General features: G+C 37.7%; 8 protein-coding genes. 4 read left to right on the top strand and 4 right to left on the bottom strand.

From position 1 onward, the window contains the following. Nucleotides 1–99: 99 nt before the first annotated feature. On the bottom strand, nt 100–1,722 hold the full coding sequence (locus tag F6K23_RS38605) for a DUF3352 domain-containing protein (RefSeq protein WP_293166230.1): 1,623 nt from the start codon (nt 1,720–1,722) through the stop codon (nt 100–102). A gap of 745 nt (nt 1,723–2,467) precedes the next feature. On the opposite strand from F6K23_RS38605, the gene F6K23_RS38600 reads away from it, so the two are divergent. Next, entirely contained in the window at nt 2,468–3,391 is a 924-nt protein-coding gene (locus F6K23_RS38600; protein WP_293166228.1) for a TIGR01777 family oxidoreductase, read from the top strand. Nucleotides 3,392–3,761: 370 nt separating this feature from the next. Here F6K23_RS38600 and F6K23_RS38595 read toward each other — a convergent pair whose 3' ends face one another. From F6K23_RS38595 to F6K23_RS38585, 3 genes are all read right to left on the bottom strand, one after another. Beyond that, nucleotides 3,762–3,980 carry a hypothetical protein gene (locus F6K23_RS38595; protein WP_124146484.1) on the bottom strand — a complete coding sequence of 73 codons (219 nt, stop codon included), beginning with the start codon at nt 3,978–3,980 and terminating at the stop codon, nt 3,762–3,764. A gap of 978 nt (nt 3,981–4,958) precedes the next feature. Then, on the bottom strand, nt 4,959–5,381 hold the full coding sequence (locus F6K23_RS38590; RefSeq protein ID WP_293166226.1) for a hypothetical protein: 423 nt from the start codon (nt 5,379–5,381) through the stop codon (nt 4,959–4,961). Between the two features lie 211 nt (nt 5,382–5,592). After that, nucleotides 5,593–5,949, bottom strand: a complete 357-nt coding sequence (locus F6K23_RS38585) for an iron-sulfur cluster assembly accessory protein (protein ID WP_293166224.1) — start codon at nt 5,947–5,949, stop codon at nt 5,593–5,595. Between the two features lie 455 nt (nt 5,950–6,404). Between F6K23_RS38585 and F6K23_RS38580 the strand changes: the two genes are divergently transcribed. From F6K23_RS38580 to F6K23_RS38570, 3 genes are all read left to right on the top strand, one after another. After that, nucleotides 6,405–8,036: a DUF6930 domain-containing protein gene (locus F6K23_RS38580; protein ID WP_293166223.1), complete on the top strand. Its 1,632-nt coding sequence runs from the start codon at nt 6,405–6,407 to the stop codon at nt 8,034–8,036. A gap of 970 nt (nt 8,037–9,006) precedes the next feature. Then, nucleotides 9,007–10,476, top strand: a complete 1,470-nt coding sequence (gene zds, locus F6K23_RS38575; RefSeq protein WP_293166221.1) for a 9,9'-di-cis-zeta-carotene desaturase — start codon at nt 9,007–9,009, stop codon at nt 10,474–10,476. Nucleotides 10,477–11,235: 759 nt separating this feature from the next. After that, nucleotides 11,236–11,694, top strand: coding sequence for an SRPBCC family protein (locus F6K23_RS38570; protein ID WP_293166219.1), 459 nt, complete (start codon nt 11,236–11,238; stop codon nt 11,692–11,694). Nucleotides 11,695–12,216 lie beyond the last annotated feature (522 nt).

The following is a 12,216-nucleotide window of genomic DNA, read 5'->3' as shown; positions in this document are numbered from 1 at the left end:
TATCTCCCCATCTCCCCATCTCCCCATCTCACCATCTCCCCATCTCCCCATCTCCCCATCTCCCCATCTCCCCATCTCCCCATCTCCCCATCTCCCCATCTACTGCTTCTGCAACACCCACAACATTTCCATCTCATTAGTCAAGTCATCCGACCAACTCGCAGTCACTCCAATACTACGAATTGAACCCAAAACCGCCCTCACATCCCGTGGCATCACCACACTCACAAACGGATAACGATTTGCCCAAACCATCATCTTCTCCATATTCAAATAAAAATATCCCTGATTCAATGTTGGTAAAGACCCCACGACTTCCTCAAAATCATCGCTCCCAATTAAACTATTGTCAGGCATAGTCATCATCACCTCTATCAACGGTTCACCAAGCGCTACAAACAAAGAATCATCATCCAACCACCCATACCCCAAAAAACTACCAATACCAACCATCTGCCACTCCGTCACCGATATCTCTCCTACTTGTCTTTCCTTCAACGATACACCAGGTTGTTCCTCTGCTACTCTATTTAGCTTTCTCAACATCCCATTAGCAGCAAAGCGATCGCTAGTCTCCAAAACCATCCCTCCACCAACCCCGGTCTGTGTCAATATTCCTTCATTCGACCTAATTAAACCTATAGCAAACTCCCCATCCATCCAACCAAACACTTCTCGATCCACATCCAAATCTACATCTTTAAACGTCTTCCTCAGCATCTCCAACAGCTCCTGCAAATCTTCACTACCCTGCGCTTGCGCCACAAACTGAGACCAAGCTAAACTAATATTCTTCCCATTGACCGACATCATTGTCTCCGCCGGAAACCGTTGCAAAACCTCACCCGATGCTGTTTCAGTCTGCTCTGGAGGCAAGGGAGAATTAAACTTAGTCACTGCCCGCAACCGCACACCAGTATCATCCACTCCTATTCCCATCACCACAGAATCTATTTTTTCCAACTGCCCTACACTAGCAGCAGATAACTTTTCATTCTCCGGCAAGTCATCAGTAAATTCCTTCATAAACTGACTATAATTAGGAATAAAAATAGTAGCGAGGACATTCTCCACCCCTGCACTCTGCTGTAAACTTTCAGTAGCATTTTCTTGCATCGCCAAAGAAACCTCACCCTGAAACGTATCAATAGTATCTTCAACTGCTGCTGCAACGGTTGCGATCGCCAAATAATCTCCCAAAATTGCCAAATTAAAAGTTTTCCCACTCTCATCAGTAACTTCCCGAATAGTCACCCCCTGATATTTCCTTTCTATAACTTTATTTTCCTCATCCCCTTTTAATTTATTGGCAAATTTCCAAAGCTCCAACTTATTTTTAATTCCCACCAACATCAAAATATTCACCGGATCGGTATCTTGCTCTAACTCAGCGGGAACAAAAGCAAACATTATTCCTCCCAACCAAGGTTGAATGTCTTTTTGCCAATCAATATTAGCTTCTGCTAAACTTTCCTGCTGAAATTCTGCATAACTCTGGCTAATTAATTTTCTGGTTTCGGGAGTACCAAATTGTTGTAATTTATTTAAAGCTTGTTGATTAGGATGAATAAAACTGGCCATAATTGCCGACTCAGGTACTATTTGGGCGCTGTTCAGAGGGTTGGAGACTTTCGTGGCCACATTTCTCAAGTAAAGATAGGTAGCAATACTGCCTGCTGCAATTATGGCTGCACCAGCAATTAAAAAGTGTGATTTTTTCATAGAATTTTTTTTGTGACTTAATATTAATATCTAGCAGGTAAGTGCAATAGTAGGGGTGGGTTCCGCAGTAGGGACGGGTTCCGCGTTAAGTTAATGGTTTTCCCACGACCTGGTGAACCCGCCCCCGCACCATTAACGAAGTCATAAGTCATAAGTCATAAGTTATTTTTGTAACGGGGATTTGAGCAAAGCTCCAAAAACATTTCGCCTGAAAAAGCGGGGTTGCGCAACCCAATCCTGTTTGATAATCTAATGCATAAAATTAGCTGTGTCAGTCCAGTAGGTAGGCAAAATTATCTTTAATATTTACTACTAGTTTATATTTTCTGTTTCCTGGTACTTGACCCAACCTACTAAGCTAAAAATTATTTAGGGTTTGCTGAAAAAGTCTTTTAGTCAGGGTAGGAGGAGACACAGGAGAAACAGGGAATGAGCGAGGAGGTAGGAGTAACAATTGTAAGAATGATTTTTCTGCCCAACAAAGCCGCCTAAAATACGCTCCATGCATGAGCGTGAAGAGCTGAAAACCAGACATTTTTTTCTACCCCAAAAAGGCAGTTGTCTTTATATGTCAATGCTTTTAGATTTAATCAGCAAGACCTATTTAGATTCTATATTCCTTATTTCCTATTCCCTGTTCCCTGTTCCCTATTCCCTGTCCCCTTTGACAAATGGTTTAAATGCAAAACAGCTTATATGATGTCTTAGAAGAATAAATCTAGTATTGTGGAAAAATTTTTTAGTCATGAAAGTAGCTATTACAGGAGCAACAGGGTTTGTTGGCAGTCGCTTGGTAGAGCGTCTACATTCGGAAGGGGAACAAATATTAGTTTTGACCCGCAACCCAGAAAAAGCTAAACGAATTTTTCCTGACTCAGCCTATCCTAATTTAGAGATAGTTGCTTACCAACCAAAACAGTCTGGTCCTTGGCAAAAGTTTATAGATGGCTGCGATGGTGTGGTTAATCTGGCCGGAGCTGGTATTGCTGATGAGCGTTGGAATGCTAGTCGGAAGCGAGAAATTATGGACAGTCGCAAGGTAACTACGGAAAAATTGGTCGAGGCGATCGCTCAGGCTAATTCTAAACCATCGGTATTGGTCAGTGGGTCGGCTATTGGCTATTATGGCACGAGTGAAACGGCAACTTTTGATGAAACTAGCTCTAGTGGAAATGATTTTCTGTCGGAAGTTTGTCAAGCTTGGGAAAATGCGGCCCAACCTGTAAAGGATTTAGGGGTCAGGTTGGTTATTTTGCGGATTGGTATTGTACTTGGTATGGGGGGTACTGTCTCAAAAATGCTAACTCCGTTTAAGTTATTTGCTGGTGGGCCTATTGGTAGTGGTAAGCAATGGTTTTCTTGGGTACATATTGATGATTTGGTTGGTCTGATTTTACATTCTATGCGCCACCCAGAAATAGAGGGTAATTTCAATGGTACTTCTCCTAATCCTGTACGAATGGGAGAATTTTGTCAAGATTTAGGATTAGCTTTAAATCGACCTTCTTGGTTACCTGTACCAGATTTTGCCATTGAATTGTTATTGGGAGATGGTGCAGTGGTGGTATTGGAAGGTCAAAAGGTCTTACCAAAACAGACTCAAGCTTCTGGCTTTGAGTATAAATATCTAACTGTTAAGTCGGCTCTGAAAAATATTTTAGCTCTTTGACATACTCCCGGTAGTACGCTTAGGCGACACCACGGCATTCTTCAACTCAAAAAAGAGTTGCGGTTTATACAGAGGTGATGCCCTCCCCCTGTTTGTTTTCTATTATCATTTTCTTTGTGGGTTTAATACCCCACCGTCAACGGGGGTGTTCAAAATTACTTGGGGGAGCGAATACCCATGTAATTTTCCTCCTGTCTCCTGTCTCCTGTCTCCTGTCTCCTTCTTCAAAATATGGATGGCTATCATCCCGAGGCTCCCTTACAGGAGAACGCGGGACTTCCCGCCATGAGAGTTAAAAAAAAATAAAGCTGCCTTTAAGTTTAAGGCAGCTTTATCAAATAATTTTTAAATCTATAGGTAGTTAAAATCTTTATTTCTGAGCAGTTGCGGATTCTTTCACTAATTCTTTAATTTGTTCCAAGTTATCTGGATCTACATAATGACATACTGCGTCATCTAGGCAAATTAAAGCCCAGCCAGACTCATCTATGCTCATCAGTTTATAATCTCCTTGCTGTATAAAAAATCCTTTGTGATTACGAGTTTCTGGCTTTAAACTAACTTCTTTGTTGTTGTTATTAATTGTCATTGTATTTCAACTCCTTTGTATTATCTAAAAATTAGGTCTGGCTCTCTGATATAGAGATTTTTACTAAAGACTAAACAAGTTGTTAAATTTTCCCAGACTTGCTTATGTATATTAGGTGCAGCCTCACACTCTCAAAATCTTTTTCTGAATTTATTTGTGCTTTAACTACCTATTCATTTTTTTTTGCTTAGTGTATTTTATGGTTTGACTTTCAGTAATTTTTGTAGGTCATAATAGGCTATTAATTCAGACATTTTATCTGTGTTTTAGGATTGTACAGATAATTTCCCCTTATCCTCATTTATCCAGACAACTTTATGATATTATTTAAGTAAATATCTTTAGGAAGTCAACCTTTAACTTGAATTTTATGTAATGCCAATATTAGCATTCTTCAAGTTTTCGCTAGATAGTTTAGAGGTAGTTCGTAGAGCTAGATGCTCTATATGGGATGTTCTCAATTTACAGCGATTAAGTAATCTGTTAAAGTTCTAAGAATCATAACACGATTTTCTTGGGTATTTCATAAAGTTTTTATATGAATTATTAAGTTTTTTTAACATATATATTTTAACTTCTTGAATAAGTGAAGAGTAGTTTAAGTAGGAAAAGGAAAAAAAGATTTAATGTTGAGAATTTATGCGAGTTCTATATCTTTGAAAAATAGCTTTTAATGTTTTGCTTAATCTATACAGTTATCAGTTCAACTCAAAACTATTTATGATCATTCTTTAGTGGTTTATGGATGCAATAACACTGCTTCTTGATAGTGTATAGTTTATATTTGAAGAGTTTCATGTGGCTCATGACAGAGATATTAACACCTGTGATAATTTGTAGCAATTTTCTGATGAATATATAGGGTAGGAAGTGTCCGAATCTACCCCTAACCAGACAGTTCAAATGCTGTGTATCAAGAGCATTAGTTTTTGAGGGTAGGAAGCTCCACCCTCAAATAAGTATGGTGGGGTATTTCACTTAAACATCGAATAACCAACTCTTAACTCGACTTAAACTAGGCCAATCAGCTCTTCTCTCAAAACCATCCTGAATGTTACTTTTAATTTCCTCAAGCCAATCTGAGTCAGCCATAATCATTTGTTGTGCCCTTTCTACATGAGTTCTTACACCCTTTTCTCCCATTTCCAGCATTGCTAAAGCTAAATTAATTCTCCCTTGTGGATCGTCTGGATTAAGTTTAACTCCTGTCTTCGCTGCTTTGTAAGCTGATTTAGGTTTTTTCTCTAATAGATATAACCATGATAAACTTATCCAACTACTACTACTTTTAGGAGAACGATTTGTAATATCTTTAAATATTGGAATTAAAGTTTTTGGTTCTTCTCCAGCTTTATATCTTTCTAATCCTTCTTTATATAATTCTTCAGGTGTCTGAGTCATAATATTCGATATTTTCTACTTAAAAAAATTAATGACAATAAGTAAGTTTAAGATTGTACATTAATATACTCAATCTATATAGATAGGGGCACAATTAATACTGTACCCCTACTCTCCAGTTTGCCCATTATTAAGCAGTTGCATCTACAGAAGTTCTAGGAAAGACTAGACCTAGATAGCTTCTGACAGATATGATTTGATTTGATTAATTTTAGGCAGAAAAGGAACTACCACAGCCACAGGTTTGAGTTGCATTAGGATTACTAAATTGAAACCCACCCCCAATTAAAGCATTACTATAGTCGAGTACTAAACCGTAGAGATATAGAATACTCTTGCGATCGCAAACTACCTTAAATCCATCATAATCATAAACTTCATCATCTTCTCTAATAGTATTAGGGTCAGCAAAATCCATCATGTAGGACATTCCAGAACATCCACCTTGACGCACCCCTACTCTAAGGCACAGGTCTTTGCCTTCCTTCTCTCTAAGATAATTAACCTGGGCTAAAGCAGCTTCGCTCATCATGATACCTTTTTGCTGAGACTGAGTAGCTTGTGTCATTTTTATTTCTAGCTCCTTGTACTATTGCTCTAAAATAGTAATTCCTTACTATTTATATATTCTATTTCATATTTATATTTCTAGATAAAGATTGTAACTATACTTTTTGAATAATATCCTCAGTCAAAAATCATCATTTTTTAAAATATGGCCTTATTGTGGTTTAAGACCTGAATATATGGGTATCAAAAACTTAAAGACTGTCGTTAATAATGTTAAAATTATTAAAATTATAGATAGAGAATTATATAGTAACTCTATACATTTTTGTGTTAAATATGATTGATCGCTCAATTGCTCTGAGCAGTCATTTAAGATAATAGTAGAAAATAAAATTCCCGTCACATTAGCAAAGCTGTATAGAGAAAAATGTATATCAAAGTACATTAAGAATATAGCTTAATGCAACAAGGAAAGAATATTTACCGATTGCTTCACTTTCACAGGCTTAGTCTATGGCAGCTCTTAATCCTTCAACAATTCGTAGGTTACAAAAATTACAACAAGTTCCAAGTGTGTGGGAAGGCGATCGTCGCCCTATATACTCAGACTCAAGCTCTAACCCAGAGTTAGACGCAGAGGCAACAAATGAATGTATTATCTGGGTCGATGGCTCCCATGGGATGGTACGAGCAATGGACATGGTGACATCAGATATTGGCCCAGAAGCAATTGTTCGGACACTGCTGCGAGCAATGGAAAATCCTCAAAGTCCAGCTCCAACAATTAGACCCCAAAAAATAGTAGTCAAAGACCGAGAAATTCAATTTTTTCTGAGGGGAGTTTTACAAGACCTAGGAATTACCATTGATTATGTCCCAGATTTACCTCTAATTGATGAAATATTTCAAGGACTACAGGAAGTAGCAGAAAATCGTCCTCCTAACTTACCTCCTGATTATGCGGAAGTTTTAGTTGAAAAAGCATATCAAGTTTGGGATGATGCTCCATGGGAAATATTAGGAGAGCATCAAATCATTTCCATAGAACTTAATCAATGGGATATCAAAAATCTCTATGTCTGTGTCTTAGGTAAGTTGGGTATGGACTATGGCATCTTACTATATCGTTCTTTAGATTCTCTCAAAAGGTTTCGGCAACGAGTGGCTTATGAAAAATCTTATGAAAATTTAGAGGAAGCTTTTTTGGGACAAGATTGTTTGTTTGTCACTTACGATAACTTTCAAGAAGAAGAAGACGATGAGAGTGAGGAGATCGACCTCCAAAATTTATCTGCATCAGAAATTCAGCCCAATTTTGGTAATCTACATCCTCTAGAAGGTTTAAGGTCTGTTCTATATGAGGAGGAAGCAGCTACAACATTAGTGGCGATAGAGGCACTCCATCGTTTTTTACGCTCCTACCGCAAAAAGATGACGGGCGATAAGTTTCCTAGCATCAATAGTCGCTACCGTATCCCTATACCAGAATCTGAACAAGTAATTTCAGTCAAAGTGGCCACTATGCCAGAAGTGGCAGAAGAATTATATGAAATGGCTTCCGAGGCCGATATTGAGGGAGATGAAGAATTAGAAATTGAAATGCCTATGCTGAAGAATGATTTGGTTCCGGCCAATTCTTTCTTAAGTTTAGGAATGGTACCTTGGGATACAGTGGCATATCTACGAGATAATACCAAACTATACCAGGCACCGGAAGTAGAGATTAATTCATCAGGAGAAGGTTTACCAATAGTTTTGATTCAAACTTCTCTGCCAAAAGCAACTAGATTGATTGATGATTTACAAGAAGCTCAGGGACTTCATGGTATCGGATTTAATCTAGGAGAAGACCCAATGGAAGAAACAAAATACGATTTGGGCATATTTAAAACTTATGATGGTGTGCTTCATTTATTTGGTGAATTTGTGCAGAATGACCCAGTACACAAGGAAGCTAAACAAAAATGGGACAGGCGTTGCCAGGCTACTGATGGTTGGTGTGGTTTAATTATTGCCAGGGGTATTACAGGCGCTTCTCGTGGTCAACCAGATTTTAAGGATATGATGGCTTTGTTTGAGGTGCGCTTTCTCTCAACTAAAGAATTGGGGATAGGGCCATTACAGTTAATGCCAGTATCTTTTTAAATGAGGAGACAGGAGACAGGAGGTAGGAGGTAGGAGGTAGGAGGTAGGAGGTAGGAGGTAGGAGGTAGGAGTAAGAATTGTCAATTTGGGATTTTTCTGCCCAACTATGAGCCTAAAATACGAGCCATGCATGTGCATAAATAGCTGAAAAATTTGCACTTTTTTCGACCCCAAAAATGCACTTGTCTTTATATGTGAATGCTTTTAGGTTTAATCAGAAGAGCAATAATTAGAGTTTGCTGAAAAAGTCTTATGGGTGAGGGTAGGAGACAGGAGACAGGAGACAGGAGACAGGAGAAATGGGAATTATAGAGGAGATAGTAGGAAGAATCGTCCCTAGATTTTTCTGCCCAACTCTTGAGCAAAATCCTAATTTTTTGAACCATTACCACCTAAAACTGCGCACTTTTTGATACTTAAAAAGGCTAAAACCTTTATCTGTAAAGACTTTTATATTTAATCAGCAGAGCAATAATTATTTACTCGGAATTTGATCGACTAAAAAAGTAATTGAGATGATTTGCATAGTATCAATACCTACCAAGCTACGGATTCATATACTACTTTTGATGTTATAAATTGAAGTGCGGAATGTGGGTTTTAGGCTGATAGCTGATAGCTAGTTATTGCTGTGCTGATTAATTATCAAAAGATTGGCGTATAAAGGTTTCAGCCTTATTATTTTGAAAAAAAGTACTAGCTTTTCGGTCAAGAAAGCTCACGCATATTAACATTTTGTGCAAGAGTTGGCTAGAAAAATTAAGGGATAATTCTGGCAACTACACCCTCTGTAATTCGCATTTATCCTGACTCCTGACTCCTGACTTCCCCTCCTGGGAGGGGCGCGCGGGTGGGTTAACTCCTACCCTCACCCATAAGACTTATTGAGCAAAACCTAGTTAAGTCAAAAGTGAAAATTTGGAGGTATAATTATTAAGAATTGTAAAAAAAATGAGTAAGGAAGTAAATAATGCGAGTCGCGATCGCAGGTGCAGGATTAGCAGGCATGGCCACAGCCGTCGAATTGGCCGATGCTGGACATCAAGTAGAAATATTTGAATCTCGCCCCTTTGTTGGGGGAAAAGTTGGTAGTTGGGTAGATGCGGATGGAAATCATGTAGAAATGGGTTTGCACGTTTTCTTTGGTTGCTACTACCAACTGTTTGAATTGATGAAAAAAGTAGGAGCTTTTGAGAATCTCCGCCTCAAAGAACATACTCACAATTTTATCAATAAGGGAGGTAAAACAGGTTCGCTAGATTTTCGCTTTTTGACTGGAGCGCCCTTTAATGGATTAAAAGCTTTCTTTACCACATCTCAGTTATCTGTGCAAGATAAGTTACAAAATGCGATCGCTCTAGGTACGAGTCCCATAGTTAGAGGGTTGGTAGATTTTGATGGGGCGATGAAAACTATTCGAGATTTGGATAAAGTTAGTTTTGGAGAATGGTTTCGTGGCCAAGGTGGGTCTGATGGAAGTATCAAGCGAATGTGGAACCCTATTGCCTACGCTTTAGGGTTTATTGATGCGGATAATATTTCTGCTCGATGTATGTTGACAATATTCCAATTATTTGCTGCAAAAACAGAGGCATCGGTGCTGCGGATGTTGGAAGGGTCTCCTTATGAATATCTCCACAAACCAATTGTTGAATATTTGGAGGCAAGGGGGACAAAAATTAATACTAGGAGACGAGTCAGAGAAATTCAGTTTACGGAGAATGATGGGGAAACTCGTGTCAGTGGGATAGTTGTCGCTAGTGGGGAGACTGAAGAAACTATTGCTGCTGATGCTTATGTGTTTGCCTGTGATGTACCGGGTATTCAGCGCATTTTGCCTGAAGCTTGGCGTAAATGGCCAGAGTTTGACAAAATCTATAAATTAGATGCAGTACCAGTAGCAACGGTACAGCTCAGGTTTGATGGTTGGGTGACAGAGTTACACGATAAAAACCAACGTCAACAATTAGAGCGTGCTGCTGGTCTTGATAATTTACTTTATACTCCAGATGCGGACTTTTCCTGTTTTGCGGATTTAGCATTAACGAGTCCAGGAGATTATTATCGGCAAGGACAAGGTTCTTTATTACAGTTGGTGTTAACACCAGGAGACCCTTTTATCAAAGAGAATAATGAAGCGATCGCTCATCATGTTTTAAAGCAAGTCCATGAATTATTTCCTTCTTCACGAGAATTAAATATGACTTGGTATAGTGTGGTGAAATTAGCTCAGTCTTTGTATCGGGAAGCTCCTGGTATGGACTTATATCGCCCTAACCAGCAAACACCAGTGCCTAACTTTTTTCTGGCAGGTAGTTATACCCAACAGGATTATATTGACAGTATGGAGGGAGCAACTATTTCTGGAAAGCAAGCTGCTCAGAAAATTTTGGCAAATGTGGAAAATATTTTGGGACGAACTCCAGTTACTGCTAGTTAAAATTAAGTGTTTAAGAAGTAGTTAGTAGTTAAGAGAATAATATTTGGGTTGTTTGCGCAGTATTCCGGTAGGAAAAGTCAGTAGTTCCTGAAGGCAAAAAGCAACAGATAAATTTCCTAAATTTAATATGTAGCGCTATAGTATTATTTTCGGTTGAATATTAATAAACATCTCCAAAAATCAAAAATAAAAGCAATTTTTATCTATAAATTGTCAATTATTTATCCCTGTTCCTTGTTAAGAGTTCCCTTTTCCCTCTTTTGCAGGAGATGTCTAATGATATAGCACGGGAAAGAGTTACTTGGGATATGGGATGATGACCTTAAACTGTCCGATTTTTTTCCCAGTCTTGCTTGTTCCCTGCTATATATCTATATACATTAGATAATTGGTAATCAAGCTGACAGTAGACTACATTTGTAACAACAACTGGCGAAATTATCATACCAGTTTAGTTTCAGCACAACTACTGCCTACTAATTACTCAATATTGAATACATCTAAAACTATAGTGCTACACTATATTTGAATCTTTAGGGCTCAAAAATGCGTAAGTTTTAAAATGTAGCAGTCGCCATTATTGTATTTGACTGATGAAATAGCTGTTTGTGTAGCACTTTGCAGAAGAAAAAACGAAACATCAATTATCAAAATTTTTCCTTCTACTATACAAGTAATGTTGCCTTTTAAAGTTTAAATATTTACTTTAAAAAATCGTTCTATATAATAATCAATTTAAAATAATTTCAAATATTACTTATGACTAATTGGCTAGAACATAGCGTACAGATAGAGGTAGCTGTTCCGATTGATTTAGTATGGAATCTTTGGTCAGATTTAGAACAAATGCCTCGATGGATGAAGTGGATAGAATCTGTTAAAGTTTTGGAAGATAATCCTGATTTATCTCAATGGAAATTAGCCAGTGCTAATTTCCAATTTAGTTGGCTTTCTCGGATACAAAGAGTAGTTCACCATCAAATTATTCAGTGGGAGTCTGTGGATGGTTTACCAAACCGAGGCGCAATTCGTTTCTATGATCGTCATGGTAGTAGTATCGTCAAGTTAACTGTAGCCTATGGAGTTCCTGGCTGGTTAATTAAGATTATGGATAATTTATTTTTAGGTAGGATGGTAGAATCTACTTTGATGGCAGATATGGAAAGATTTCGTGATTATGCTGTTGCTGTCAAGGAGAATGAAGAAGGAAAAAGTTAACTATAATTATGGGTAAGTAATTGTTCAAAAACTAATAATTAACAATTAATAATAAATTATTATGTATCCTTAAAATAAGGGGATTGGGAAAGAGGATTTTTTTGATTTATTTATTATTTAAAGAAGAGCCTTGAAATTTTAATTATTTGGTAATAGCTCAAGTAGTTTAAAAATTTATTCAATGTAGATAATTTAAAAAGTAAAAATGATAAGTTTTCCACCTTTTGAATAAATGATTTATACTAAGTTAGCGATCGGCTTAATTTTTCTCTGGTTTTTGCCTATTACTATGTCCAAGTTCTATGATCAAAATATCGGTATTGAGAGAATAAGTAAATCTTCATGTGCTTGGTCAAAAAAATTAGAGACGCAACTATTAACCAAAAACCTTGTTCAACCTATCCATTTCCTTGATTTTTGAGTGCCCAAAATCTCAAAAATAGTCCTAAATCTGGTACAATGTAGGAAACAATGCCTTTTGGAAACAGTTCGGTAGATTTTAGCTGCCAGGCGAAGTTAGCT

Source organism: Okeania sp. SIO2C9, assembly GCF_010672455.1.
Taxonomy (GTDB): domain Bacteria; phylum Cyanobacteriota; class Cyanobacteriia; order Cyanobacteriales; family Microcoleaceae; genus Okeania.
The sequence above is the reverse complement of the archived record's forward strand: the minus strand, read 5'-3'. Positions and strand labels throughout refer to the sequence as shown.

What these genes read in the sequence shown, in the direction of transcription:
- F6K23_RS38585 (WP_293166224.1), bottom strand. Translation starts at nt 5,949, where the DNA reads ATGACACAAGCTACTCAGTCTCAGCAAAAAGGTATCATGATGAGCGAA.
- F6K23_RS38600 (WP_293166228.1), top strand. Translation starts at nt 2,468, where the DNA reads ATGAAAGTAGCTATTACAGGAGCAACAGGGTTTGTTGGCAGTCGCTTG.
- F6K23_RS38570 (WP_293166219.1), top strand. Translation starts at nt 11,236, where the DNA reads ATGACTAATTGGCTAGAACATAGCGTACAGATAGAGGTAGCTGTTCCG.
- F6K23_RS38595 (WP_124146484.1), bottom strand. Translation starts at nt 3,980, where the DNA reads ATGACAATTAATAACAACAACAAAGAAGTTAGTTTAAAGCCAGAAACT.
- F6K23_RS38590 (WP_293166226.1), bottom strand. Translation starts at nt 5,381, where the DNA reads ATGACTCAGACACCTGAAGAATTATATAAAGAAGGATTAGAAAGATAT.
- F6K23_RS38580 (WP_293166223.1), top strand. Translation starts at nt 6,405, where the DNA reads ATGGCAGCTCTTAATCCTTCAACAATTCGTAGGTTACAAAAATTACAA.
- zds (WP_293166221.1), top strand. Translation starts at nt 9,007, where the DNA reads ATGCGAGTCGCGATCGCAGGTGCAGGATTAGCAGGCATGGCCACAGCC.
- F6K23_RS38605 (WP_293166230.1), bottom strand. Translation starts at nt 1,722, where the DNA reads ATGAAAAAATCACACTTTTTAATTGCTGGTGCAGCCATAATTGCAGCA.